The organism is Cellulomonas sp. P1_G12_2 (assembly GCF_056405535.1).
On sequence record NZ_JBFUBX010000001.1, the window covers coordinates 87,891 to 110,552 of the forward strand.

Below are 22,662 nucleotides of genomic sequence, written 5' to 3' on the forward strand. Positions count from 1 at the left end.
CATTGTGTCGACCGCGGCCTCCCCGGTCCCGGGATTACCCCTGCGCCGCCCGCAGGAACTGCTCCAGCAGCGGACCGGCGGTGGTCGACCCGTACTCGCCCACGTCGACGAACACCGCCACCGCGAGGTCCCCCTGGATCGCGATCATCCACACGTGGTTCTGCAGGTTGCCGGCCTCACCGAACTGCGCGGTACCGGTCTTGGCCGCCACCTCGTCGCCGGGCACGTCCTGCAGGAACGTCGCGCCCCCCTCCGTCACCACGCCGCGCATCAGCTGCTTCAGGGTGGCGGCCTCGTCGGCGGTCAGCGGGGCAGCGGGCGCGGACGTCTCGCTCGGCTCGGCCGAGTCGGTGGCGGCCGGGCTCTCGACGCCCTCGGCCAGGACCACAAGACGCGGCACCACCGTCGACCCCTTCGCCACCGAGGCGGCGACCGTGGCCATGCCCAGCGGCGACGCCAGCACGCGGCCCTGGCCGATCATCGACGCGGCGTGGTCGGTGCCGTCGGAGTCGGCGGGGACGTCCCCGAGGAACCCGGGGAAGCCGAGCGTCGCGTTCGGGTCCAGCCCGAGCGATCCGGCTGCGTCGATGAGCGCGTCCTGGTTCGCCTGGTCGCGCGCCGAGATGAAGGCCGTGTTGCACGAGTACGCGAAGGCTGTCCGCAGCGGGATGGTGCCGAGCTTGTCGGTGGGGTACTCGGGGAAGTTGGAGAACGAGCGCCCGTCCACGGAGACGCTGGCCGGGCAGGTGGTGTCACTGTCCGCCGTGAGCCCCGACCGCAGCAGGGCGAGCGCGCTGACCACCTTGAAGGTCGAGCCGGGGGCGAACTGGCCGAGCGTGGCGGTGGACATGCCCTCGCCACCCACCCCGCTGGCGGCGGCGAGCACGTCCCCGGTGGAGGGGCGGAGGGCGACGATCGCGTTGGCGGGCCCGACGGTGGCGACGATGGACTCGGCCGCCTCCTGCAGCCGGACGTCGAGCGTGGTCGTCAGCGGGGTGCCCGGAGTCGCCTCGACGGCGTACAGCTGCCGCGGAGCAGCGCCGTCGGCCTGCGCTGCGGTGATGGTCAGTCCCGGCAGGCCGCGCAGCTGGGCGTCGTACTGGCGCTGCAGCCCGGACAGCCCTGCCAGGTCCCCGGCGGACACGGCGCCGTCCGACTTCTCGATGATCTCGGCCGTCGCGGGTCCGACCGTCCCGAGGATCGGCCGGGCGAACTGGCGCGTGGGGGCGAGCGGCAGCGTGTCCGGGACCTCGATCACGCCGGGCAGCCCGACGAGCGCCGGGATGTCGTAGCCGGTGTCGCCGTCGCGGATGGTGATCGCCTCGACGAAGGCCTTCTCGCCGGCACCGAGCACCTTGGCGGCGTAGGCCTCGGCGTCGACGCCCAGCTGCCGCGCCAGCTCGCGCGCCGCGGCGTCCTGCTCGGGGGCGGCGATGCGCGTCTTGTCGATCCCGACCCGGTGCACGCGGCGCGGCTCGACGATGACGGAACCGTTGGCGCCCAGCACGTTGGCGCGCTCGGCGCGGGAGCGCTGCACGCCGAGCACCTCTCCCGCGACCAGGTCCGGCGCGAGCAGCGCGGGCGACCAGGTGACGTGCCAGACGTCCTCGTCGTCGCGGGCGAGCTTCGCGTGCGTCTCGTACGTCCAGTCGGAGTCGCTCTCGTCGACGTCCCACGTGAACCCCAGGGTCGCCGTGGCGACGTCCTCGTCCTTGTCGTCCACGGTCGTCGAGACGACCGTCACGGTGGGTTCCCACGGGGCGAGACCCTCGTAGGCGCTGGTGCGGAGCTCCGTCGCCGCGGTGACGTCGGCGGTCCCGCCGGCGAACGGTGCCTTGCTGAAGTCGCCCGAGGTGAGCGCAGCCGCGAGCGCCTCGGTCGCGCTCGTCGGGTCGGGGGGCTCCGACGAGCAGCCGGTCAGGCCGGCCGCCGCGATCACGAGGGCGATCCCGCCGCCCACGAGCCGCCGACCGGCCACTGCGCGTTCACCTGCGAACGACATGCTGTCCCCTCGTCGCGCGGCATCGCGCCGCTTCCTGCTGATGCACCGGCTGACTCGTCCGCACGACGCTCCGAGAGCGTGTCACCACCGGGTCACCCGGCGGGCGGGAACGGTGCAGCCTTCACCACTCCTCCCCAGACGGGGTCACGCAACCACCCTGTCTGGGTCATATGTCCGGCGCACCTGCGTCAGGCGGTCGGCCGTCGCCGGCGCCCAGACGGCCGTCCCGGTGCCGCAGAAGTTGGGGTTGACCTCGGTCGATGCCCACGGGGCCAACGCCTCGGTGATCGCGTCCGCAGCGGCCGGCAGCTCGGCGAACCGGCTCGGATCGCCGCTCGCGACCGACACGACGAACGCCGACCCGCGCCCGGACACGGCCGATCCGCCCGGCACGTCCTCGCCGGTGGCCCCCGCGACGTGCCGCAGCTCCGCGGCCATGAACGGGGTCGACGCGTCGGCACCCACGAGCCCGAGCCACGCGCCGGCCAGCCCGTCGTCGGCGCGGTCGAGCAGCATGCCGCGCACCCAGCCGGGACCCGGCTGCCCCGGGTCGTTGTGGATCTCGGCCGCTCGGGCCGCCGGGAGCACGCCGACCGTGTCCATGAACGCCGGCGCGAGAGCGCGCAGGGGCGCGGCGGCCGCCGTGCCCGCCGCCTCGTCGCCCGGGCGGGCCACGCGCAGGAGCAGGACCGTGCGCCCACGCAGGAACGGCGGGATGACCTCGAGCGGGGGGAAGCGGACGATCGCCGCGCTGGTGGTCGTGTCGGCGTCCGCGGTGGGCGTCCACGCCAGCCAGCCGCGCAGGGCGGTGTCGATGTGCTCGGCGCCGAAGAACAGGGTGCCGGCGTAGAGCGCGGGCATGGCGACCAGCCGCAGACGCACCTGCGTCACCACGCCGAGGCCGGTCTTGCCGCCCCGGAGCGCCCAGAAGAGGTCCGGGTGCTCGTCGGCGGACGCCTCGACCACCTCACCCGTCCCCGTGACGACGGTGAGCGACTCGAGAAGGTCCGAGCTGAACCCGTGGCTGCGGGCGAACGGGCCGAGCCCACCGCCGAGGAGGTAGCCGACCACGCCCACGCTGGCCGAGGCGCCGGCGATCGGCACCAGGCCGTGCGCGTCGGCCGCGGGGATGACGTCGGTCCAGCGGGCGCCGGCTCCGATCGTCGCGACGCGGGTGCCCGGGTCGACCTCGACCCCGTCGAGGCGGCGGGTGGTGAGCAGGACGCCGGAGGTCACGGGCGTGGTGGAGCCGTGGCCCGTGGCCAGCACGTGGACCGGCACGCCCTGCTCGGTGGCCCAGCGCACGGTCTCGGCAACGTCCTGCGTGCTCGTGGCACCGACCGCGACGTCGGGCGTATGGACGATCGCGCGGTTGTGGGCGGCGACCTCGTCGGCAAACCCCTCGCGGTCCGGGGTCAGCACGGGGCCGGTGACGCGGGAGCTGAGGGGGTGAGACATGCCTGACTCCTTGCAGGTCGGTGGCGCTGGGTTCTCTCGCGGGCAGGTTGTCACCCTTGCACCGACCTCCGACACTCCTTTGCGGGACGATCGTCGGGTGACCGACGCGTTCACCTACGTCACCCACGAGCCCACCGGCACGCTCGGGCGGTACGTGGCGAGCATCTGGTACGCCCGCGGGCGGTTGCGTGCCCCGGCCGAGCGGGTGGCGCCGACGGGGTCGGCCGTCCTGGGACTCGTGCTGGGTGCACCGATCGCGCAGGTGGCGCGCAACGGGACCGGCGACGTGCACCTCGCGCGGACCGGGTTCCTGCTGGGTCCCGACGACCAGCCGATGCTCAACCGGCCCCTCGGCGAGACGTGGTGCGTCGGCGTGGTCGCGACGCCGATCGGGTGCGCGACCGCGTTCGGCGTCGACCCCCGGGTGCTGCGGGGCCGGCTGGTCGGAGCGGAGCCGTGGGCCCCGCTGCGTCGGGAGCTGCTCGGGCTCGAGAGCCCGGACGCGATGATCGCCACCGTCGAGGCCGCGCTGGTGGAGTCGGTGGCGGGACGGGAGCGCGCGCTCCCCCGCTGCACCGACGCGGTCGAGGCGGCGGTGGGCGCGCTCGCCGCGGAGCCGGGCCGCCCGGTCGCCGACGTCGCGCGCGCGGTGCACCTGTCGCACGCCCACCTCGACCGGGGGTTCCGGCGCGTGGTCGGGCTGAGTCCCGGCACGTTCGCCCGCGTGGCTCGGATGCGCGACCTGCTGGCCTCGCTCGACTTCGGCCGTCCGGTCGGCTGGGGGCAGGTGGCCGCCGACCGCGGCTGGTACGACCAGGCGCACCTCATCCGGCACTTCCGGCGGCACACGGGCACGACGCCGAACGCCTACCTCGCGGCGTACCGCGCGGTCTACGGGGACGTGCCCACCGAGCCGGGGTTCGCGCCGGTGGTCAACTCCGTCCAAGACGGCGTCGTCCCGGACGCCTAGCGTCGCGCCATGACCATCGCGATCGACACCACGACGAGCATCGCCGCACCGCCCGACGCGGTCTGGGCCGCGCTCACCGACTGGTCCCTGGCGCCGCGCTGGATGCCCGGGGTCTCCGCCATGACCGGGCCCGTGGCGCCCGGGTCGACGGTGACGTTCACGGTGCGCGGCAAGGAACGGACCGCCCTCGTCGACGGCGTCGACGCGCCCCGACGCCTGGACCTGGTGTCGCGTTCCGGACCGGTGACGGCCGTGTACACCTACACGCTCACCCCGACCGTGCCCGGCACCGATCTCCGGCTGGTCGCGGACGTCGTCGTGCGCGGGCCCGTGAAGCTCCTCGCGGGGGTCATCCGTCGCTCGGTCGCCCGGGAGGACGGCGTCCAGCCCGAGCGCCTGCGCGCGGTGGTGGAGGCGGTCAGCCGACCAGCAGGCTGACCGCGCGGTGCAGGTCCGCCCGCGTCTGCTCCAGGTCCGGCCCGGGGGCGAGCGTCACGCCGTGGACCAGGCCGAGCACCTGGCCGAGCAGCCGGTCCGCGGCCCACTCGTCGTCGCCCCGCTCTGCTCGTAGGGCCGCCACCTTCCGCGCGTGCGACTCGACCGACTGCGGCAGCCGCGCGAGCACCGCCGGGCGCTCCAGGTTGTGCCACAGGAGCAGCCGCACGAGCGACGGGTGCGCCAGGTTGAAGTCGAGGATGCGCACCGAGTACCCGGGCAGGTCCGCGGCGTCGAACGGCACGGCGTCCAGCAGCTGCTCGATCCGGTCCTCGATCACCCGGTCGAACAGCTGGTCCTTGCTGCCGAAGTACGCGTAGATCCGCTGCTTGTTGGCGCCCGCGCGCTCGGCGATCCGGTCCACGCGCGCGCCGGCGAGCCCGCGCTCGGCGAACTCGTCGGCGGCCGCGTCGAGGATGCGGCGCGGGGTGTCGGCGGCCATCACGCGGGCAGCGTCGTGCCCGTGAGGTCCTGCGCCACCGCCCAGAGGCGCGCCGCGGTGTGGTCGTCGCGCATGCGGCGGTTGAGGCGGGCCGGACCGGTGGGGCCGACGAGCCCGAACCGTCCGGACGGGCCGTAGTAGCCGTCCTCGACCGCGCGGGGGTCGGCCGCGGCGAACAACATCGGCTCGGCGCCCTGCTCCGGCTGCTGCGACGGGACGAACGGCAGGTTGCCGATGGGCGAGCGGTGCACCGAGTCGCGGCCGAGCGAGGCGCCCGCGGTCTGCAGGTTGGTCTGCGTGAACCCCGGGTGGGCGGCGTTGCTGCGCAGGGCCCAGCCGCGCTGCATCGACACGCGCGCCAGCTGCCGGGAGAGCAGCAGGTCGGCCAGCTTGGACTGGGCGTACGACCGCGTGGGGCTGTAGCGGCGGCGGGTCCACTGCAGGTCGTCGAACCGGATGCGGCCCACGTTGGCCATGCCGCTGCTCATCGTGGTCACGCGGCCCTCGGGCGCGGCGAGCAGGAGCGGCAGGAGGAGGTTGGTCAGCGCGAACGGCCCCAGGTAGTTGGTGCCCAGCTGCAGCTCGAAGCCGTCCTCGGTCTCGAAGCGGGTGGGCGGGGCCATCACGCCGGCGTTGTTGACCAGGGTGTCGAGGCGCGGCAGGTCGCGACCGAGCTGCTCGGCGAACGCGCGGACCGACGCGAGGGAGGCGAGGTCCAGCAGACGTACCTCCGCGGAGGCGTCCGGGTGGGCCGCCACGATCTCCGCGAGCGCCTTGTCGCCCTTCTCGGCGTTGCGCACCGCGAGCACCACGTGCGCGCCCGCGGCGGCCAGGCGCTCGGCGGCCTCCCGCCCGGTGCCGCTGTTGGCTCCGGTGACGACGACGGTGCGGCCGGACTGGTCGGGGACGACGTACATCTGAAGCTCCTCGCGGTAAGCAACCAACTGGTTAGTTGGTCACCATAACAGGCGATCGCGGCCCGCGCGGGGTCGAATGGAGACATGACCACCGTCCCGAACATCACCCTGAACACCGGCGTGCAGATCCCCCAGCTGGGCTTCGGCGTCTTCCAGATCGACCCCGCGGAGACCAAGGACGCGGTCCTGCAGGCCTTCGAGGTCGGCTACCGCCACATCGACACCGCGCAGATGTACGGCAACGAGAAGGGCGTCGGCGACGCCGTGGCCGCATCCGGCCTGGATCGCAAGGACGTCTTCCTCACCAGCAAGCTGAACAACGACATGCACGACCCCGCGGACGCGGCGATCGCGTTCGACCTCACGCTCGAGGCGCTCGGCACGGACTACGTGGACCTCTTCCTCATCCACTGGCCGCTGGCGACGGTGAGCGACTTCGTGGAGACCTGGAAGGCGATGGAGGACTTCTACCGGTCCGGCCGAGCCAAGTCGATCGGCGTCTCCAACTTCCAGCCGCACCACCTGAACCGCCTCAAGGCGGAAGCCACGATCACGCCCGCCGTGAACCAGATCGAGGTGCACCCGTACCTCACGCAGGAGGCGGTGCGCGCGTACGGCACGGAGCACGGCATCGCCACCGAGGCGTGGAGCCCGATCGCGCAGGGCAAGGTGCTGGACGACCCGACGATCGTGCGGATCGCCGAGTCCATCGGCAAGACCCCCGCGCAGGTCACGCTGCGATGGCACCTCCAGCGCGGCGACATCGTGTTCCCGAAGTCGGTCACCCGCAGCCGCATCGAGGAGAACTTCGCGCTCTTCGACTTCGAGCTCGCCGACCTGGACGTGGCGGACATCTCGGCGCTCAACCGCGACGAGCGCACCGGCCCCGACCCCGACACGTTCGACTACGTTCCTTCGTAGCTGTCGATCCGGCTGCTCACCGTTCGTACAGACGGTGAGCAGCCGGCGCAGGGCCGGCGGCCGCACATCGAGGAGGACGCCATGAGCCACTACCTGCTGAGCGTGATGGAGCCCGCCGGTCCCATGCCCGACCCGGAGTTCCTCGAGCCGATCATGAAGGCGGTCGGCGACGTCGACCAGGCCATGAAGGACGCCGGCATCTGGGTCTACGCGGGCGGGCTGCACGACCCCAGCACCGCCACCGTCCTGCGCGCCAAGGACGGCGACGTCATCCCCACCGACGGACCGTTCGTCGAGGCGCGGGAGCACCTGGGCGGGTTCACGATCATCGACGCCGACGACCTCGACGCGGCCCTCGACTGGGGCGGACAGCTGGCCGTCGCCACGGGGCTGCCGATCGAGGTGCGGCCGTTCCGCTACCAGTGATGGTGGCGGACGAGGACGCGATCGCGCGGGTGTTCCGCGCGGAGCACGGCCGCGCGGTCGCGGTCCTCGCCCGGTCCTTCGGTGACCTCGACGTCGCCGAGGAGGCCGTGCAGGACGCGTTCGTCGCAGCCGTGCAGCGCTGGCCCGCGGACGGCGTCCCACCCAGCCCGGCCGGCTGGATCATCACCACGGCCAAGCGCAAGGCGATCGACCGGCTGCGCCGCGAGGCGTCCCGCGACGACCGGCACGCTCAGGCGGCGCTCCTGCACGAGCGCGACGACCCGGTGGAGGTGGGGCCCGTGCGCGACGACCGGCTCCGGCTCGTGTTCACGTGCTGCCACCCGGCGCTGTCGGTGGAGGCGCAGGTGGCGCTCACGCTGCGGCTGCTCGGCGGGCTGACCACCGAGGAGATCGCCCGCGCCTTCCTGGTGCCGGAGCCGACGATGGCGCAGCGGCTGGTGCGCGCCAAGGGCAAGATCCGCGACGCCCGCATCCCCTACCGGGTGCCCCGCGACGCCGACCTGCCCGACCGCCTGCGCGCGGTGCTGGCGGTGGTCTACCTGGTGTTCACCACCGGCTCGGCCGCCCTCACGCGAGACGACCTCTGCGCCGAGGCGATCCGGCTGGGCCGCGTCCTGGTCGAGCTCATGCCCGACGAGCCCGAGGCGCTCGGCCTGCTCGCCCTCATGCTCCTCACCGACGCCCGCCGGGACGCCCGCATCTCCGAGACCGGCGACCTGGTGCTCCTGCGCGACCAGGACCGCGCACTCTGGGACGCCGAGCAGCTCGACGAGGGCCGTGAGCTCGTGCGCCGGTGCCTACGACGCGACCACCTGGGTCCGTACCAGCTGCAGGCGGCGATGCAGGCCGTGCACAGCGAGCCGGCGGGGACCGACTGGCGGCAGATCGTGCTCTTGTACGACCAGCTGATGTCGATCGCGCCCAGCGCGGTGGTCGCGCTCAACCGGGCGGTCGCGGTCGCGGAGCTGGAGGGGCCCACCGCCGGCCTGACCCTGGTGGACGGGCTGCCGCTGGAGCACTTCTACCTGTTCCACGCGGTCCGTGCCGACCTCCTGCGCCGCCTGGATCGTGCCCCGGAGGCCGCCGACGCCTACGACCGGGCCCTGGCGCTGACGGAGAACCCCTCCGAGCGGGCCTTCCTGACCGCCAGCCGGGACGCGCTCAGCCCAGCCGGCTGACCAGGTCCGCGCGGACCGCGAACCACTCCGCGGCCACGATAGAGAAGTACGCCGTGTCCCGCAGGCCGCCGTCGGTGGCGACCGTGTGGACGCGGCGGACCCCCTCGAGCTTCCCGCCGATCCGCTCGATCGCCGCGCGTGACGCCGCGTTGTGCGCGTCGGTCTTCAGGGTGACGCGCAGGGAGTTCCAGGTCTCGAACGCGTGCGTGAGGAGGAGCAGCTTGGTCTCGGTGTTCACCGCGGTGCGCTGCGCCGACGCCGCGTACCAGGTGCTCCCGATCTCGGCGACGGACGGGGGGTTCTGATCGCTCGGCGCCCCGCCGACGCCGATGCCCGGAGGCCACGGTGCCGGGTTCTCGAAGACCTCGAGGTCCAGGAACCGCGTGCTGCCGACGAGCGCCCCGTCCGACGTCCGCCGCACCGCGAACGGCACCGCGCGACCGCCGGCGGCGTGCTCGAGGGCGGCCTCGACGTACGTCCGGGTCTCCTCGACCCCGTCGGGCACCCACGTGAACCCGTAGCTGCCGCGCTCCTCGGCGGCGGCCACGGCGAGCTCGCCGACGTGCGCGAGGGCCAGCGGCTCGAGCTGGACGTGCCGGCCGGTCAGGGTGAAGGGCGCGATCATGCGGCCATCGTGCCCGACGTCCTCACGCCTCGGCGTGCGCGTTCGCCTCGCGGATCGCCCGCCGCCCGCCCGGGACCACCAGCGCCAGCGCCACCACCAGCAGCAGGGCGATCCCGGCCCAGATCAGCAGCGACTCCACCGAGAACCGGTCCGCGAGCGGCCCGAACACCGCCATGCCGAACGGCATCGACACGGCCATGACGATGCCGACGAACCCGAACACCCGCCCCTGCATCTCCGGCTCCACCGTCTCCTGCAGCACCGTGAACGAGGGCGTGGAGAACGACGGCACGAACAGCCCGAGCAGGAACATGAAGCCGAGGAACACCCAGAGGTTGGTGGACAGGCCGAGCCCGACGGAGATGCCACCGAACACGAGTGTGGAGCCCAGGATCATGCGGACCCGGTTCCACTTCCCCGCCCAGGCCGCCACCGCCGCACCGCCGAGCACCATGCCGATGCTGAACGCCAGCTCGTTGGCCGTCAGCTTCCACACCTCGTCGCCGAAGGTCCGCACGATCATCAGCGGCGTGAGGAACGAGGGGGCGACGATGAGCACGAACACCACGGCGTACAGGACGAGCACCCAGCGGACGAACGCGTGCGAGACGACGTACCTGACGCCGCCGACCAGGTCGTCGAAGTAGCCCAGGTGCTCGGTCTCCGCCGACCGCACCAGCCGCGGGACGGTGACCAGGAGCAGCAGACCGATCCCGATGACCGCCGTGACCACGTCGATGTAGAACACGGCCACGATCGACATGCTGGCGTAGACCGCGGCCGCGGCCGCCGGGGCGACGAGCATCATGGCCGACTGGATGGTGCCGTTGATCCCGTTGACCCGCATGAGCTTGTCGGCCGGGACGATCTGCGGCAGGAGCGCGGCGACCGCGGGCATCTGGATCCCCGCGCCGGCCGAGCGGATGGCGATCGCCACGAAGATCAGCCAGAGGTCGGTGGCGCCGGCTGCCATGAACATCGCCAGGGCGAGCGTGACGATCGCGATGGTGGCGTCGGCGCCGATGATCAGCTTCTTGCGGTCCAGCCGGTCCGCCCACACGCCGCCGAAGATCGAGATGACGGCCTGCGGCAGGAACCCGAACACCGCGTACATGGCCATGACCCCGCCGGACTTGGTCTCCAGGGTCAGGTGCCACATCACGGCGTACTGGACGAGCATCGAGCCGAACAGCGAGACCGTCTGGCCGGACAGGAAGATCGTGACGTCCCGGCGCCAACCGGGTCGCTCGGGCGTGGGAGCCTCCACGTCCGTCTGCGTCGGTTCGGTCATGCCGCTCATGGTGTCAGCCGGCTCCGACATCGGTCTCCGGAGATTCGGAGGCCGCCGCAGCCGCGGCACCCTCTCCGGCTGACGCCGCCCTAGCCATCAGCAGGTCCCGCTCCCGCCGCGTCGGCGCCAGGGTCGCGGCCCGCTCCAGCTCGTCGGCCGCCTCGTCGGCACGCCCGAGCCGGAGCAGCACGTCCCCGCGGACCGCGCCGTACAGGTGGTACCGGGCCAGCCGCGGGTCGGCGTGCACCGCGTCGAGGGCGTCCAGGGCCGCCTGCGGCCCGTCCGCGTGCAGCACCGCGACGGCCCGGTTGAGCTCGACAACCGGCGACGGGGCCAGCTGCGCCAGCGCGTCGTAGAGCGCGACGATCGCCTCCCAGTCGGTCTCCTCGAACGACCGCGCCCGGCTGTGGCACGCCGCGATGGCCGCCTGCACGGTGTACGGACCGAGCGGTCGGCGCAGCGAGATCGACCGGTCGAGCGCGCCGAGACCGTGCTCGATGAGCGTCCGGTCCCACCGCCTGCGGTCCTGGTCCTGCAGCAGGACACCGTCGCCGCGCGCGTCGAAGCGGGATGCCTGCAGCTCCATCAGGGCCACCAGCCCGTGCACCTCCGGCTCGCGCGGGAGGAGCCCGGCCAGCACGCGTCCCAGGCGCATCGCCTCGTCGGCCAGGTCCCGACGCACCCACCGGTCGCCGCTGGTGGACGAGTGGCCCTCGGTGAAGATCAGGTAGATCACCTCGAGCACCGAGCCCACCCGGGCCGGTAGTGCGTCCGCCTGCGGCACCTCGAACGGCACCTGGGCCTCGGCCAGCGTGCGCTTGGCGCGGGAGATCCGCTGGCCGATCGTCGGCGACGGCACCAGGTTCGCGCGGGCGATCTCCTCGGTGGTCAGGCCGCCGAACAGCCGGAGCGTCAGCGCGATCCGCGACTCCCGTGGCAGCACGGGGTGGCAGGTGAGGAAGACCAGGGAGAGCAGGTCGTCGCCGATGGGCTCGTCGACGATCCGGTCCGCCCCCGCCTCGTCGGCCAGCGAGCGCGCGAGCACCGCGTACTTGGCGTCGCGGTTCTGCTCCCGGCGGACCAGGTCGATCGCCCGGTGCCGTGCCGTGACCATCAGCCACGCGCCGGGCTTGTCCGGGACGCCCGTGACCGGCCACTGCTCCAGCGCGGTCACGAACGCGTCCTGCGCCAGCTCCTCGGCGAGCCCGACGTCCCGGACCAGGCGGGTGAGCGAGGCGATGAGGCGCGGCGACTCGATCCGCCAGATGACCTCGACGGTCCGCCGCGCGTCGGCCATCAGGCCTGCTGGGCCTTCAGCTTGTCGACGATCGCCTGCTCCCTCTCCAGCACGTCCGGCGAGACCACCTGGGCGAAGTCCTCCATCTCGAAGAACGGCCGGATCTCCAGCACCGAACGCATGCCCTGAGTGGACGGGCACCGCTTGGCCCACTCGACGGCCTCGTCGAGCGAGCTCACCTGCCAGATCCAGTAGCCCGCGATGATCTCCTTGGCCTCGGCGAACGGACCGTCGACCACCGAGACCTCGCCGCTGGTGTCCCAGACCACCTTGGCGCCGGCCTTGCTCGGCTGCAGCCCCTCGCCGGCGAGCATGATCCCCGCGTTCACCAGCTGCTCGTTGTAGACGTTCATCTCCCGGAACATCTCGTCCGTGGGCGCGATCTTGTCCTCGTCCGCGCCGTCGCCCTTGATCATGACCAGGACCTTCATGGTGATCTCCTCCGCTCGGTGGCCACCTCGACGCTAGTGCCGAGGCCGTGCCCTCACCAGGTCGTCGAACGGGCCCCGGCTTCTTCGACAGCGGGGGGCGACGAGTTCTGATGACCGCAGGAACCCCGCGTGGGACGCTGGACCGGTGAAGCTCTTCGCGCATCGAGGCTCGGTCACCGCGGACGTCGGTGAGGGGTTCGTCGCCGGTGAGGCGGTGGCGTTGCAGACTGCCTTCGTCGGCGCGCTGACCCCCGCCGAGCGCGCCGCGCACGCACCCGTGCGCGTCGACCTGACGCTCGAGACGGAGGGTGGCGGCGCACGCGCCGTGGTGGTGTGCCGCAACCACGTCGTGGGGTTCGTGCCGCCGTCGCGCGAGGCGTCCGTGCGTGCGCAGCTGGCCGCCGCCGGCCGGGCGCGGCTCGAGACCCCCGGGCAGGTGTTCCACGACACCGAGGGATGGTGGCGGCTGTGGGTCGGGCCGCCCCGCGCGGGTGCCTTCCCTGCGCCCGAGCCCGGGGCCGACACCCTGGGCGTGCCCCGTCGCAAGATCTTCGGCATCTCCCTCCCGGACGACGAGGGGCTAAGGTAGGTGTACTAGTTCGTCTACCAAGGAGACCTCTCGTGGCCGCTCTGTACACCGCCATCGCCACCGCGACCGGGGAGGGGCGTGCCGGAGGACGGGCGGTCAGTGACGACGGAACTCTGGACCTGACGCTCGCCGTCCCCGCCGCACTGGGCGGCCGTGGCGACGGCACCAACCCCGAGCAGCTCTTCGCCGCCGGCTGGGCGTCGTGCTTCCACTCCGCCCTGAAGTCGGTCGCGGCGGCGGAGAAGACCCCGATCTCCGAGTCCGCGGTCGTCGCGGAGATCGGCCTCGTGTCCGACGGGGCGGGCGGCTACACCATCGAGGCAGCCCTGCACACCGAGGTCGCCGGGCTCGACCAGGCCACGGCTGAGCGGCTCGTCGCACGCGCGCACGAGGTGTGCCCGTACTCCAACGCCACGCGGGGCAACATCGCCGTCCGCCTGACGACGACCACGGCATGAACGTCTCGCGGACGGCTCGGGCGCTCGCGACGGTGCTCCGCGGCGACGTCGTCGCGGAGCCGCCGAGCCGGGGCAGCGGGGTGCGCCGCACGGTCGGTCGCCTCTGGCTCGGCGCCACCCTCGCGCTCGCGGGGACCTCGCACCTCACGTTCGCGCGCGAGGAGTTCCAGGCCCAGGTGCCGACGTGGTTCCCGGCCGACCCCGACGCGGTCGTGCTCGCGTCCGGGGTGGTGGAGATCGCGCTCGGCTGCGCGCTGCTCGCCGCACCCGGGCGCCGTCGCGCGGCCGTCGGCTGGATCGCCGCCGGCTTCTTCGTGGCGATCTTCCCCGGCAACATCTCCCAGCTGGTCACGCGGACCGACGCGTTCGGGCTCGAGTCCGACACCGCCCGCGCCGTCCGGCTGCTCGGCCAGCCGGTGCTGGTGCTCTGGGCACTGTGGTCGACAGGCGCCTGGCGGTCGCTGCGTGCCGCGCTGGCGGCGCAGCCCGCAGAGGCACTGCCGCGATGACGGCGGCCCTGGCAGACGCCCCGATCGTCGGGCGGCCGACGCGCGACGGCGGGCAGTCCGAGGTCGCCCGCCGGATCCTCGACGTCGCGGCGCCGCGGTTCTACCTCGAGGGGATCCGCGCGGTCAGCGCCGACGCCGTGATGGCGGAGGCCGGCGTCACCAAGGTGACCTTCTACCGGCACTTCCCGACGAAGGACCACCTGGTCGAGGCCTACCTGGAGACGGTCGCCGCGGCGGAGCGGCACGCGGTCACCACCTGGCGCGCCGAGCACGTCGGCGACCCGACGGCGGTCCTGGCTGCCTACGCCGACCAGCTGGCCGCCCAGGTGTGCGGGGCCGCGTTCCGCGGGTGCCCGTTCCTCAACGCCGCGGCGGAGTACCCCGACGTCGCCCACCCGGTCCGTGCCGTGGCCGAGCGGCACCGCGACTGGCTCCGCGACGTGGCCGAGGACCTCGTCGCCCAGCTGGGTCTCCCCGAGCCCCGATCCGTCGCGGTGCAGCTCGTCATGCTGCGCGACGGAGCCATGGCCACCGGCGCGGGCGTCGAGCCGGTGGAGGTCGGTCGGGCGCTGCGCCGAGCGGGCCGAGCCGTCCTGCGAACCTGACGACGAAGGGCCCGACCGCGACGGTCGGGCCCTTCGCCGTTCACCGGTCAGCTCAGGGGACCGGCCACTCCAGCACCGTGCTCGGTCCCGCGAAGGTCGGCGTCACGGGGTCGCCCGTGTCGTTGACCACGTGGTCGATGGTGCCCGCCGCGTTCAGCGAGACCGTCAGCACGTTGTGCAGCTTGACGCCCGGCGTGACGGGGACCTCGAACGCCCGGCTGAGGTGCAGGGTCGGGTTCACGTTGGTGTAGATGTACGCGCCCATGCCCCAGCCCTCGTGCACCTTGACCTTGTCGCCCACCTTGTAGGCGGCCCAGCCGTTGCTGCCGTCGTGCTGCCAGGACGCCTGGTCGGGCGCGTCGTACGGCAGCTCGTTCTGGAACATGATCGTCTTGCCGCGCTCGCCGTTCCAGATGACGTTGTACTTCTGGTAGTGCTCGGAGAACAGGCCCGTCGCGGTGACGTCGTTGCCGTTCACGAGCACTCCGGTCTCGGCGGTGTTGACGTCCCAGCCGACGCCGGTGCCGTGGTCCGCCCGCCACGCCCACGTGTGGTCGATGATCGTCTGGTTGGTGTTGACCACGAGGCTCTGCGTGGCCTTGCCGACGGCCTCGCCACCGATCCGGAAGAACACGTCCTGCACCGCGGTCGGGTTGCTCGCGCTGCTCAGCAGCGGCTTCTTCAGCCTGGCGTCGAGCGCCGAGAGCTTGGTGCCCAGCTGCAGCAGCGCCGGGGAGTTCTTCGTGCCGGCGTCGAACATGATCCCGGCGATGTCGATGCCGGGGACGTCGAGCGTCTGCATGGCCACCACGCCGTTGTCCGGGATGATCGTCGCCAGCCCGAGGCCGAGCACCACCTGGTTGGGCCAGATCACGTTGAGCGTGCGGTTCACGTGGTAGACGCCCGGCGTGAACAGCACGTTCTTGCCCAGCGCGAGGGCGGTGTTGATCTTCGACGCGCTGTCACCGGGCTTGGCGACGAAGAACTTGCTCAGCGGCAGCGACTTGCCGGGCGTGCTGCCCGCGGCCCAGGTGGCTCCGGCGGAGTCCCTCTGCGCCGACGGGACGAACACCTGGTACCGGCCGGCGTCGTCCACGTAGAGGTACGGCTTCTCCTTGGAGACCGGCGTGGTGTCGAGCGTCGTGTACTTGTTCGTCACGAAGTCGGTGGCGGGAGCGCCCTGGACGCCCGCGAACACCTGGTTCCAGACGCTGTTGCTCCAGCCGGCCACCGAGCCGTTGCGGACCAGGAACTGCTGCTGGCTGCCGCTGACCACGAACGGCAGGGTCGAGTCGGCGATGAAACCGCCGGACGCGTACTGCGGACCTGCAGTGCAGTAGTCCATGAGGCTGACGTTGGCGCCCGTGACGTTCACGCGGCGCATCGGGGCAGCCTGCGAGACGGCCCAGAAGTTGGCCGAGCTGCGGCAGCCGTCGGCGTCGCCGGCCGCGTACTGGATGGTGAGGTTGGACAGCGAGCGCCAGAAGTTCACCAGCGCGAGGCAGTTGGGGTCCGCGCCCTCGGGCACGGGGAGGCACTGGTTGTAGACCTCGATGGCGCCGTTGATGACCACGTCACCCGGGTCCTGGCCCAGACCGGCGACCTCGGTGAAGTAGCCCACCTCGAACCGGAGCGGCTGCTCGGGCGTCCCGTACGTGCCGGGCTTGAACAGCAGCGCGTACCGGCCCTGCCCGAAGTGCGCGGGCACCTGCTGGGTCGCGATGGCGTCGACCGTCGCCTGGATCTGCTCGATCGGCTGGCTGGGGTCGAAGACGATCGTGTTCGGGCCGAGGTCGACCGGAGCGGCCGCCTGGGCGGGCGCGGCGATCAGGGGGACCAGGGCGACGGCGAGCGCGGTGGCCAGCACCGTCGCGGTCCGTCGGCGTCGGGGACGCGAGGGGCTCTGCCTACGAAGGAGCATGAGGGACCTTTCTCCGCACAGGGGACGTCGCAAGACGGCTCCCCGCGCGCGAGGAGGCACCGCCGTTGGCGCCGGTGACCGGACATTCGGTGCCGGTCAGGACGAAAGGTACTCAGTTAGTGACTCGTGTCAACCCTGACAGGTCGGTAAGTGTTTGCCCGATCGAGTGATGTTCCCGCTGGTCAGTGCCGGACGTCGCTGGTCTGAGCCAGCCGCGCGATCCACGACGGCGTGGGCCGCCCGCGTCCGCGATCGGTGACCACGCGCAGCCGCGCGGCCGCGACCTCGGACCGCGAGACCCGCACCACCGGGCGGGCCGTGGACGGTCGCACCGGCGTCCTGTCGTCGTCGGCGGGGACGAAGTCCGCGTCGTCGCCGGCACCCCGCTCCTCGGCCGCGTCGAGCACGTCGAGCGACAGACCGGCCAGGAACGCGTCGTCGTCGGGACCGGCCAGCGGGGAGGACGCGAGCAGCGCCAGCGCGTCGAACCCGACCACACGCTTGCTCTCGTCCGTCTCGAAGGCCAGGCCGACGGCCCACTGCACACGTGCCCACCACTGCGACCGGGAGTCGGCGGCCGTGCGCTGCCGCACGGTGAGGATCCCGACGATCAGCGCACCGATCGCACCGAAGGCCGCCACCAGAGGACCCAACGTCGCGACGATCACGTACCAGGGCTCGTCCGACACCGCGCTCACCAGTCCTGCAGCCACCAGCCCGCTCATCCAGCCTCCTGCGTCGATGCCGGTCGCGAGCGTATCGGGCGCTTCGGACAGTGCCCAGGACCGTCCACCGGGTCGATAGTGAACCCGACAGGCTTCGACGCTCGAGGGAGAGACCGATGGCAGGCACGGGAACCCAGGACGACCCCTGGCAGCTCACCACCGCACCCGGCTCGTCCGCGTACACGATGTACCGCGACGAGTCCGCCGACCCGCCCGCGCTCGTGTGCCAGGTGGGCTCGACGACGCTGAAGTACCACCTGAGCGCCATCGACGACCTGCACGCGTGGCTGCTGGAGCAGGGCGGCGCCGTGCCCCTCGGCGCCGCGGACGAGCAGAAGCCGGCCGCACCGGGCACGGTCGAGGCGTGGGGCCGCGACGAGTCCAACCCGGTGGGCGGCTGGTACGGGCTGCGCAAGGGCTACCGCGGCCGGTTCGGCATGTACCTGCCTCCGCTGCTCGAGGAGCTCGGCCTGGCGGAGCTGACCCACGACGCCCGCAACAACACGGTCCGGGCGCTCCCGCGCTGAGAGCCCGCTGAGCGGTCGGGGCGCCCGCACCCGGCTCCCCCTAGCGTGACACTCATGACGATCGCCACGGCGTGGGGCGTGACCGGGTCCGAGCAGCAGCGCTCGTACCCGTGCGACGACCTCGTCCCCGCCCCCGCGCGGCGACTGTTCCGCGGGGTCGACGTGGCGGCGCCGCCCGACGTGGTCTACCGGTGGGTGTGCCAGTTCCGCGTCGCGCCCTACAGCTACGACTGGATCGACAACGGTGGCCGGCGCAGCCCTCGCGTGCCCATGCCGTGGACGTGGGAGCTGGAGGTCGGCCAGACGTTCTCGCGGATCTTCACGCTCGCCTCGTTCGCCCCCGACGAGCACCTGACCGTGCGGATGAACCCCTCCGGTGCCCGGATGTTCGGGGACGTCGCCGTCACCTACGCGGTCCTGGCGGCGGGTCCGGCGCGCAGCAGGCTCGTGGCCGTGCTCCGCACCCCGGAACCGACCGGCCGGGCGGGAGCCGTCGGCGCGTGGCTGCTCGCGTGGGGTGACCTGGTGATGATGCGCAAGCAGCTGCGCACGTTCGCGGCGCTCGCGGAGGCGGAAGAGGCGCGCCGGGCAGGTGCTCAGCCCAGCGTGTAGTCGAACCGCATCCGGTGCGTGCCGTCCGCGTCCACCTCCAGCGCGCCACCGCCCGTGATGCCGGCCAGCTCGCCGGTGCCGCTCGACGGGACGATCGCGACATGCTCGTCGAACCGGTCCGAGCCGTGCGTCGACGCCACGTGGACGAAGTTGAAGGTGCCGGGACGCCCGTCCAGGCTGCCCTCGAAGGACTCCATCGCCACGTACGTGCCGACACCGAGCTCCGGGTCGAACGCCGAGGTGAACAGGGTGGTGGACCGCCCCTCGACGCCGCCCGCGTACTGCTTGACCATCGTCGCGACCCCGACAGCGAGCGCCGTGCTGACCGGCTCGGCGTCCTGCTCGACCGGCACGCCCGTGAACCCGCTGACCGTGAACGTTCCCTCGGTGATCATGGGCGGCACGCTAGCCAGGACCACCGACACCCCCGTACAGCCCGACCAGCTCCGCGCCCAGCACCGCCAGCTCGGCCTGGACGGAGGCGGGCCCCAGCACCTGGACCGCAGCGCCGAACCCGGCCAGGTGCTCAGCGACCGACCGCGCGGTGTGCGACCCCACCTCGAGCCGGACCCGCCCGTCGGCGTCGGTCCCGAGCACGGTGACGTGCCGCCCGAACTGGCCTCGGAGCACGCGCACCAGGAACGGTGTCGTCAGCACGGTCGCGGTCACCCGCGAGCGACGCTCCTCGACCTCGTCGACCACCGACTCCCAGACACCGGCCACGTCCAGGTCGTCGGGCCGCGCGGCCGCTGTGTCACGCACGGCCAGGCTGGTGATCCGGTCCAGCCGGAACGTGCGTCGGCCCGCCGGCGTCCCGGCCACGAGGTACCAGTGCTCGCCCTTGTCGACCAGCGCCCACGGGTCGACGGTCCGCTCGGACTCGCCGGCACGACCGCTGTACACGAGCGTCACCTGCCGCCGGCGCACGACAGCCCCTTGCAGGTCCTCCACCCACGGCTGCCGGGCGCGGGCCGACGAGCCCCACCCGACCGGGTCCACCAGGACCGCCCGCCCGGCCGCCTCGGCCTCCGCCCGGAAGGTCGCGGGCAGAGCGCGGACGAGCTTGCGCAGGGCGGAGGTGGCCTCGGCGGACCGGTCGGACGACGAGCCGACCAGCAGGAAGAGCGCCTGCGCCTCGGAGGCGGTGAGCCCGGTGAGGTCGGTGCGCGCACCGCCGACGAGCGACCAGCCACCGCCGCGCCCTGGCTGCGGGTAGACCGGGATGCCCGCCGTGGACAGCGCCTCCAGGTCGCGCCGGGCGGTCGCGACCGAGACCTCCAGCTCGCCGGCCACCTCGGCGGCGGTCACCCGCCCGCGTGCCTGCATGAGCAGGAGGGTGGCCACCAGGCGGTCCGCGCGCATGGCTCAAGAATGGCAAACAAAGTGCTCAGAAGGTGAGCACTTAGCCGAGGAGAGTCGAGTCATGACAACAACGACCAGCACCTTCCGTGGCCTCGCCAACGTCTCCTTCTTCGCCGACGACCTCGACGCCGCCCGCACCTGGTACACCGAGCTGTTCGGCGTCGAGCCGTACTTCGCCCGCGAGGGATACATCGAGTTCCGCATCGGTGACCACCTCGACGAGCTCGGCATCATCGACCGCCGCTACGTCCCGAACGGCGGCGGTCCCAGCGGCGCTGTCGTGTCCTGGCACGTCGACGACCTGCTCGGGACGTTCGAGCGCCTGCTCGCACTCGGTGCGACCGAGCACGAGGGCATCCGCGAGCGCGGCGAGGGCTTCACCACCGCCTCGGTCGTCGACCCGTTCGGCAACCTGATCGGCATCATGACCAACCCGCACTGGCTGGAGATCGTCAGCTGACCCGCTGCTTCGCCCGCATGTAGTGCGTCCGGACCTCGGGATCCAGGCGCTCGAGGGAGTACCGCAGGGTGGTCCGCGGCATCGTCGCAGCATGCTCGTCGAGGTACGCCAGGAGCCGCGGCTCGTCCTTCTTGCCGGCCTCGCGCAGCATCCACCCGATGGCCTTGTGCATGAGGTCGTGCCGGTCCGGCTCCAGCAGTGCGGCGAGCGCGAACGTGTGGTCCAGCGACCCCTCACGGATCAGGGGGAACGTCCCGACGACCGCGATGCGTCGCTCCCACAGGAGGTCCGAGGCGGCCAGGCGGTAGAGCACGTCGACCGGCAGCCCGGCCACCACCGCGCGGCCGAGCACGTCCGGCGCGCTGGCGTCGACCAGGTCCCAGTTGTTCACGCGGTCGGTGCGCCGCAGGTAGAGGTCGAGCAGCTCGCGCCGCCGCTCCGGCGAGGTCCGCTTCGCTGCGCACTCGATCGCCATGATCTTCAGCGCCAGCAGCCGCACCTCGTGCCGGTCGTCCTCGAGCAGCTCCTCCAGGGACGCGACCGGCAGGCCGACGTGCTCCTTGGCGACCGCTGTCACCTGCGGCACGGTGAGCCCGAGGAACTGGTCGCCCTCGCCGTACTCCCCCGGGCCGGTCTTGAAGAACGACGCCATGCCCGCGGCCCGCTCGGGGTCGGCCAGCGCCACGAGGCGAGCGACGGCGGTACTCATCCGAGGGTGACCGTCAGGACGGCGACGTCGTCGCGACGGATGGTCGACGGAGCCAGCGCCTCGATCAGCGCCCACGGGTCTCCCGGGGCCGCGGTCTCCACCGTGGCGACCAGCCGGGCGAGGCCCGCGCGGAGGTTCTCCCGCCGACGCTCCACCAGGCCGTCCGTGTACAGCACGAGGACGTCACCGGGGTACAGGACCACCGTGTGGTCGCGGCGCACCGCCCCCGACCGGAACCCGAGGAGCAGGTCGGGCGTGCCCTTCAGCTCGGCGGCCCCGCCGTCGCGGCGCAGCAGCACGGGAGGCGGGTGCCCGGCGCTGGACCAGCGCAGCTCGCGCCCCCCGTCGGCGCCTGCCGGGTCCAGGTGCGCCAGCACCGCCGAGCCCGTCGCCCGCAGTCCCACGCCCAGGTTCGCGTCGTCGAGCCGCCGCAGGATGGCGCCGGGGGGTTCCTGGAACGTCCAGGTCAGCCCGCGCAGCATCGACCTGAGCTGCCCCATGAGCGCGGCAGCTCCCATGTCGTGCCCGGTCACGTCGCCGATCATCAGCGCCGTCGACCCGTCGGGAAGCGCGATGGCGTCGTACCAGTCCCCGCCGACATCCTCGCCGGTCGACGCCGGGGCGTACGCAGCCGTGATCGTGAGGCCGTCGACCGTCGGCAGGTCGGTGAGCATCGCGGCCTGCAGCACGTGCGCGACCTCGCGCCGCTCCTCCAGCAGCTGCGCACGGTCGAGCGCCAGAGCGGCGTACGCGGCCAGCGCGCTCAGCACGGACCGCAGCTCCGCGTCCATCCCCCGTGGCAGCTGCCAGCGCAGCAGGACGGCCCCGAGCACGCCGGTGGCCGCGGTCAGCGGCAGGATCGCGAGCGCTCCGTCGCCACCCATCCCGGCGGTCGACGGGAACGCAGCAGCCATGGCCGCGGAGTCCTCGAAGATCTGCGGCCCCTCGCCGGTCACCGCCGCCACGGACGGCCACCGCGCGTCGGACAGGGCCACGTCTCCCCACAGCGCAGCGGGCACGCCCTCGACCTGCTCGTACCGCACCCAGCGCAGGACCTGCTCGTGCACCACCGCCACCGCGGTCCGCCGGGAGCCGGCCGCCGTCACCGCCACCCGCTGGATCGTGTCCAGCACGTCGTCCACCGACACCGCGTCCGCGAACGCCTCCGACATCAGGAGCATCAGGCGGGCGTGCCGATCGCTCTGCGTGGCGGAGCGCTGCGCCCGGCGCGCCCGCTCGCCGAGCGCCCGCAGCTGGACCTCCGACGAGCACGCCTGCGCCAGGTCGGAGAGCACCGCGAGCTCCTCCGGCGTCCACTCCCGCGGCTGGTCGTCGATCGCGCACAGCGAGCCGACAGCCCGCCCGTCCAGGTCGTGCAGCGGGAAGCCGGCGTAGGCGATCGCGCTCAGGTCCGGGATGGCGAGGTTGTCGCGCAGGAAGTCGACGTCGCGCGCGTCGGCGACCACCAGCGGCGCGTCCGAGCTCACCACGTACTGGCAGAACGAGTGGGACAGCTCCGTCCCGCGCCGCGACATCCAGGGCTCGGGCAGCCCGAGGGCCCCGGGGAACACCTGTCCGACGTCGTCGACGAACGACACGAGCGACACCGGTGCGCCGACGTAGGCCTGCGCGAGGCGCGCGAACCGCTCGTACGTCGGGTCGGCCTGCCCCTCGGGCCCGGCGTACGCATCGGTCACGCGCTGATCATGCC

Annotated in this window: 26 protein-coding genes; 12 read left to right on the forward strand and 14 right to left on the reverse strand. The window is 72.9% G+C overall.

The window, feature by feature from the left end; translation table 11 throughout:
* Positions 1 to 34 precede the first annotated feature (34 nt).
* Positions 35 to 2,002 (reverse strand): penicillin-binding transpeptidase domain-containing protein, encoded by a 1,968-nt coding sequence (locus AC1DXT_RS00470; RefSeq protein ID WP_477059424.1) that lies wholly within the window; start codon positions 2,000 to 2,002, stop codon positions 35 to 37.
* A gap of 144 nt (positions 2,003 to 2,146) precedes the next feature.
* The gene (locus AC1DXT_RS00475) at positions 2,147 to 3,460 is read right to left on the reverse strand and encodes an FAD-binding oxidoreductase (RefSeq protein ID WP_477059425.1); all 1,314 of its coding nucleotides are present in this window, start codon (positions 3,458 to 3,460) and stop codon (positions 2,147 to 2,149) included.
* A gap of 97 nt (positions 3,461 to 3,557) precedes the next feature.
* Here AC1DXT_RS00475 and AC1DXT_RS00480 point away from each other — a divergent pair, with 97 nt between their 5' ends.
* Positions 3,558 to 4,430: a helix-turn-helix domain-containing protein gene (locus tag AC1DXT_RS00480; protein ID WP_477059426.1), complete on the forward strand. Its 873-nt coding sequence runs from the start codon at positions 3,558 to 3,560 to the stop codon at positions 4,428 to 4,430.
* Positions 4,431 to 4,439: 9 nt separating this feature from the next.
* Positions 4,440 to 4,868 carry an SRPBCC family protein gene (locus tag AC1DXT_RS00485; RefSeq protein WP_477059427.1) on the forward strand — a complete coding sequence of 143 codons (429 nt, stop codon included), beginning with the start codon at positions 4,440 to 4,442 and terminating at the stop codon, positions 4,866 to 4,868.
* Here AC1DXT_RS00485 and AC1DXT_RS00490 read toward each other — a convergent pair.
* Positions 4,849 to 5,367 (reverse strand): TetR/AcrR family transcriptional regulator, encoded by a 519-nt coding sequence (locus AC1DXT_RS00490; protein ID WP_477060786.1) that lies wholly within the window; start codon positions 5,365 to 5,367, stop codon positions 4,849 to 4,851. The two genes, AC1DXT_RS00485 and AC1DXT_RS00490, sit on opposite strands and share 20 nt — an antisense overlap.
* Positions 5,367 to 6,284 carry an SDR family oxidoreductase gene (locus AC1DXT_RS00495; protein ID WP_477059428.1) on the reverse strand — a complete coding sequence of 306 codons (918 nt, stop codon included), beginning with the start codon at positions 6,282 to 6,284 and terminating at the stop codon, positions 5,367 to 5,369. The genes AC1DXT_RS00490 and AC1DXT_RS00495 overlap by 1 nt, the downstream gene beginning before the upstream one ends.
* 84 nt (positions 6,285 to 6,368) lie before the next feature.
* On the opposite strand from AC1DXT_RS00495, the gene AC1DXT_RS00500 reads away from it, so the two are divergent.
* The 3 genes from AC1DXT_RS00500 (at position 6,369) to AC1DXT_RS00510 (ending at position 8,830) form a co-directional block, all read left to right on the forward strand.
* The gene (locus AC1DXT_RS00500; protein ID WP_477059429.1) at positions 6,369 to 7,205 is read left to right on the forward strand and encodes an aldo/keto reductase; all 837 of its coding nucleotides are present in this window, start codon (positions 6,369 to 6,371) and stop codon (positions 7,203 to 7,205) included.
* A gap of 81 nt (positions 7,206 to 7,286) precedes the next feature.
* Entirely contained in the window at positions 7,287 to 7,631 is a 345-nt protein-coding gene (locus tag AC1DXT_RS00505) for a YciI family protein (RefSeq protein ID WP_477059430.1), read from the forward strand.
* Positions 7,631 to 8,830, forward strand: a complete 1,200-nt coding sequence (locus AC1DXT_RS00510) for an RNA polymerase sigma factor (RefSeq protein WP_477059431.1) — start codon at positions 7,631 to 7,633, stop codon at positions 8,828 to 8,830. The genes AC1DXT_RS00505 and AC1DXT_RS00510 overlap by 1 nt, the downstream gene beginning before the upstream one ends.
* Here AC1DXT_RS00510 and AC1DXT_RS00515 read toward each other — a convergent pair.
* From AC1DXT_RS00515 to AC1DXT_RS00530, 4 genes are read right to left on the reverse strand one after another with little or no spacing between them, the layout of a single operon-like run.
* Positions 8,814 to 9,455, reverse strand: coding sequence for a GNAT family N-acetyltransferase (locus tag AC1DXT_RS00515; RefSeq protein WP_477059432.1), 642 nt, complete (start codon positions 9,453 to 9,455; stop codon positions 8,814 to 8,816). The genes AC1DXT_RS00510 and AC1DXT_RS00515 overlap by 17 nt on opposite strands.
* Positions 9,456 to 9,477: 22 nt before the next feature.
* Positions 9,478 to 10,746, reverse strand: coding sequence for an MFS transporter (locus tag AC1DXT_RS00520; protein ID WP_477059433.1), 1,269 nt, complete (start codon positions 10,744 to 10,746; stop codon positions 9,478 to 9,480).
* A 13-nt stretch (positions 10,747 to 10,759) separates the two neighbouring features.
* Positions 10,760 to 12,043 (reverse strand): RNA polymerase sigma factor, encoded by a 1,284-nt coding sequence (locus AC1DXT_RS00525; RefSeq protein WP_477059434.1) that lies wholly within the window; start codon positions 12,041 to 12,043, stop codon positions 10,760 to 10,762.
* Complete coding sequence (locus tag AC1DXT_RS00530) at positions 12,043 to 12,474, reverse strand: YciI family protein (RefSeq protein WP_477059435.1); 432 nt, start codon at positions 12,472 to 12,474, stop codon at positions 12,043 to 12,045. The genes AC1DXT_RS00525 and AC1DXT_RS00530 overlap by 1 nt, the downstream gene beginning before the upstream one ends.
* A gap of 145 nt (positions 12,475 to 12,619) precedes the next feature.
* On the opposite strand from AC1DXT_RS00530, the gene AC1DXT_RS00535 reads away from it, so the two are divergent.
* The 4 genes from AC1DXT_RS00535 to AC1DXT_RS00550 are packed head-to-tail and all read left to right on the forward strand — an operon-like array spanning position 12,620 to position 14,635.
* Complete coding sequence (locus AC1DXT_RS00535; RefSeq protein ID WP_477059436.1) at positions 12,620 to 13,063, forward strand: hypothetical protein; 444 nt, start codon at positions 12,620 to 12,622, stop codon at positions 13,061 to 13,063.
* 32 nt (positions 13,064 to 13,095) lie between these two features.
* Entirely contained in the window at positions 13,096 to 13,521 is a 426-nt protein-coding gene (locus AC1DXT_RS00540) for an organic hydroperoxide resistance protein (RefSeq protein ID WP_477059437.1), read from the forward strand.
* On the forward strand, positions 13,518 to 14,030 hold the full coding sequence (locus tag AC1DXT_RS00545; RefSeq protein ID WP_477059438.1) for a DoxX family protein: 513 nt from the start codon (positions 13,518 to 13,520) through the stop codon (positions 14,028 to 14,030). Before AC1DXT_RS00540 ends, AC1DXT_RS00545 begins: the two co-directional genes overlap by 4 nt.
* On the forward strand, positions 14,027 to 14,635 hold the full coding sequence (locus AC1DXT_RS00550; RefSeq protein ID WP_477059439.1) for a TetR/AcrR family transcriptional regulator: 609 nt from the start codon (positions 14,027 to 14,029) through the stop codon (positions 14,633 to 14,635). Before AC1DXT_RS00545 ends, AC1DXT_RS00550 begins: the two co-directional genes overlap by 4 nt.
* A 52-nt stretch (positions 14,636 to 14,687) precedes the next feature.
* Here AC1DXT_RS00550 and AC1DXT_RS00555 read toward each other — a convergent pair whose 3' ends face one another.
* Together AC1DXT_RS00555 and AC1DXT_RS00560 are read right to left on the reverse strand one after the other, a co-directional pair.
* Positions 14,688 to 16,556 carry an adenylyl cyclase gene (locus AC1DXT_RS00555; protein ID WP_477059440.1) on the reverse strand — a complete coding sequence of 623 codons (1,869 nt, stop codon included), beginning with the start codon at positions 16,554 to 16,556 and terminating at the stop codon, positions 14,688 to 14,690.
* Positions 16,557 to 16,738: 182 nt separating this feature from the next.
* Positions 16,739 to 17,281 carry a hypothetical protein gene (locus tag AC1DXT_RS00560; RefSeq protein ID WP_477059441.1) on the reverse strand — a complete coding sequence of 181 codons (543 nt, stop codon included), beginning with the start codon at positions 17,279 to 17,281 and terminating at the stop codon, positions 16,739 to 16,741.
* 116 nt (positions 17,282 to 17,397) lie between these two features.
* On the opposite strand from AC1DXT_RS00560, the gene AC1DXT_RS00565 reads away from it, so the two are divergent.
* Entirely contained in the window at positions 17,398 to 17,808 is a 411-nt protein-coding gene (locus tag AC1DXT_RS00565; protein ID WP_477059442.1) for a DUF6855 family protein, read from the forward strand.
* A gap of 54 nt (positions 17,809 to 17,862) precedes the next feature.
* Positions 17,863 to 18,420, forward strand: a complete 558-nt coding sequence (locus AC1DXT_RS00570; RefSeq protein ID WP_477059443.1) for an SRPBCC family protein — start codon at positions 17,863 to 17,865, stop codon at positions 18,418 to 18,420.
* On the opposite strand, the gene AC1DXT_RS00575 is transcribed toward AC1DXT_RS00570, so the two are convergent.
* Positions 18,405 to 18,815, reverse strand: a complete 411-nt coding sequence (locus AC1DXT_RS00575) for a DUF3224 domain-containing protein (protein WP_477059444.1) — start codon at positions 18,813 to 18,815, stop codon at positions 18,405 to 18,407. The two genes, AC1DXT_RS00570 and AC1DXT_RS00575, sit on opposite strands and share 16 nt — an antisense overlap.
* 10 nt (positions 18,816 to 18,825) lie before the next feature.
* Entirely contained in the window at positions 18,826 to 19,782 is a 957-nt protein-coding gene (locus AC1DXT_RS00580) for a helix-turn-helix transcriptional regulator (RefSeq protein WP_477059445.1), read from the reverse strand.
* A 61-nt stretch (positions 19,783 to 19,843) separates the two neighbouring features.
* Between AC1DXT_RS00580 and AC1DXT_RS00585 the strand changes: the two genes are divergently transcribed.
* Positions 19,844 to 20,242, forward strand: coding sequence for a VOC family protein (locus AC1DXT_RS00585; RefSeq protein WP_477059446.1), 399 nt, complete (start codon positions 19,844 to 19,846; stop codon positions 20,240 to 20,242).
* Here AC1DXT_RS00585 and AC1DXT_RS00590 read toward each other — a convergent pair.
* Both AC1DXT_RS00590 and AC1DXT_RS00595 read right to left on the reverse strand, forming a co-directional pair.
* Positions 20,235 to 20,951, reverse strand: a complete 717-nt coding sequence (locus AC1DXT_RS00590; protein WP_477059447.1) for a DNA alkylation repair protein — start codon at positions 20,949 to 20,951, stop codon at positions 20,235 to 20,237. The genes AC1DXT_RS00585 and AC1DXT_RS00590 overlap by 8 nt on opposite strands.
* On the reverse strand, positions 20,948 to 22,648 hold the full coding sequence (locus AC1DXT_RS00595; RefSeq protein ID WP_477059448.1) for a GAF domain-containing SpoIIE family protein phosphatase: 1,701 nt from the start codon (positions 22,646 to 22,648) through the stop codon (positions 20,948 to 20,950). The genes AC1DXT_RS00590 and AC1DXT_RS00595 overlap by 4 nt, the downstream gene beginning before the upstream one ends.
* Positions 22,649 to 22,662: the final 14 nt, after the last annotated feature.

Bases quoted from the DNA above. Each gene is read 5' to 3' on its own strand.
- AC1DXT_RS00470 (WP_477059424.1), bottom strand. From the start codon at position 2,002: ATGTCGTTCGCAGGTGAACGCGCAGTGGCCGGTCGGCGGCTCGTGGGC.
- AC1DXT_RS00475 (WP_477059425.1), bottom strand. From the start codon at position 3,460: ATGTCTCACCCCCTCAGCTCCCGCGTCACCGGCCCCGTGCTGACCCCG.
- AC1DXT_RS00485 (WP_477059427.1), top strand. From the start codon at position 4,440: ATGACCATCGCGATCGACACCACGACGAGCATCGCCGCACCGCCCGAC.
- AC1DXT_RS00490 (WP_477060786.1), bottom strand. From the start codon at position 5,367: ATGGCCGCCGACACCCCGCGCCGCATCCTCGACGCGGCCGCCGACGAG.
- AC1DXT_RS00495 (WP_477059428.1), bottom strand. From the start codon at position 6,284: ATGTACGTCGTCCCCGACCAGTCCGGCCGCACCGTCGTCGTCACCGGA.
- AC1DXT_RS00500 (WP_477059429.1), top strand. From the start codon at position 6,369: ATGACCACCGTCCCGAACATCACCCTGAACACCGGCGTGCAGATCCCC.
- AC1DXT_RS00505 (WP_477059430.1), top strand. From the start codon at position 7,287: ATGAGCCACTACCTGCTGAGCGTGATGGAGCCCGCCGGTCCCATGCCC.
- AC1DXT_RS00510 (WP_477059431.1), top strand. From the start codon at position 7,631: ATGGTGGCGGACGAGGACGCGATCGCGCGGGTGTTCCGCGCGGAGCAC.
- AC1DXT_RS00515 (WP_477059432.1), bottom strand. From the start codon at position 9,455: ATGATCGCGCCCTTCACCCTGACCGGCCGGCACGTCCAGCTCGAGCCG.
- AC1DXT_RS00520 (WP_477059433.1), bottom strand. From the start codon at position 10,746: ATGACCGAACCGACGCAGACGGACGTGGAGGCTCCCACGCCCGAGCGA.
- AC1DXT_RS00525 (WP_477059434.1), bottom strand. From the start codon at position 12,043: ATGGCCGACGCGCGGCGGACCGTCGAGGTCATCTGGCGGATCGAGTCG.
- AC1DXT_RS00530 (WP_477059435.1), bottom strand. From the start codon at position 12,474: ATGAAGGTCCTGGTCATGATCAAGGGCGACGGCGCGGACGAGGACAAG.
- AC1DXT_RS00545 (WP_477059438.1), top strand. From the start codon at position 13,518: ATGAACGTCTCGCGGACGGCTCGGGCGCTCGCGACGGTGCTCCGCGGC.
- AC1DXT_RS00550 (WP_477059439.1), top strand. From the start codon at position 14,027: ATGACGGCGGCCCTGGCAGACGCCCCGATCGTCGGGCGGCCGACGCGC.
- AC1DXT_RS00555 (WP_477059440.1), bottom strand. From the start codon at position 16,556: ATGCTCCTTCGTAGGCAGAGCCCCTCGCGTCCCCGACGCCGACGGACC.
- AC1DXT_RS00560 (WP_477059441.1), bottom strand. From the start codon at position 17,281: ATGAGCGGGCTGGTGGCTGCAGGACTGGTGAGCGCGGTGTCGGACGAG.
- AC1DXT_RS00565 (WP_477059442.1), top strand. From the start codon at position 17,398: ATGGCAGGCACGGGAACCCAGGACGACCCCTGGCAGCTCACCACCGCA.
- AC1DXT_RS00570 (WP_477059443.1), top strand. From the start codon at position 17,863: ATGACGATCGCCACGGCGTGGGGCGTGACCGGGTCCGAGCAGCAGCGC.
- AC1DXT_RS00575 (WP_477059444.1), bottom strand. From the start codon at position 18,815: ATGATCACCGAGGGAACGTTCACGGTCAGCGGGTTCACGGGCGTGCCG.
- AC1DXT_RS00580 (WP_477059445.1), bottom strand. From the start codon at position 19,782: ATGCGCGCGGACCGCCTGGTGGCCACCCTCCTGCTCATGCAGGCACGC.
- AC1DXT_RS00585 (WP_477059446.1), top strand. From the start codon at position 19,844: ATGACAACAACGACCAGCACCTTCCGTGGCCTCGCCAACGTCTCCTTC.
- AC1DXT_RS00590 (WP_477059447.1), bottom strand. From the start codon at position 20,951: ATGAGTACCGCCGTCGCTCGCCTCGTGGCGCTGGCCGACCCCGAGCGG.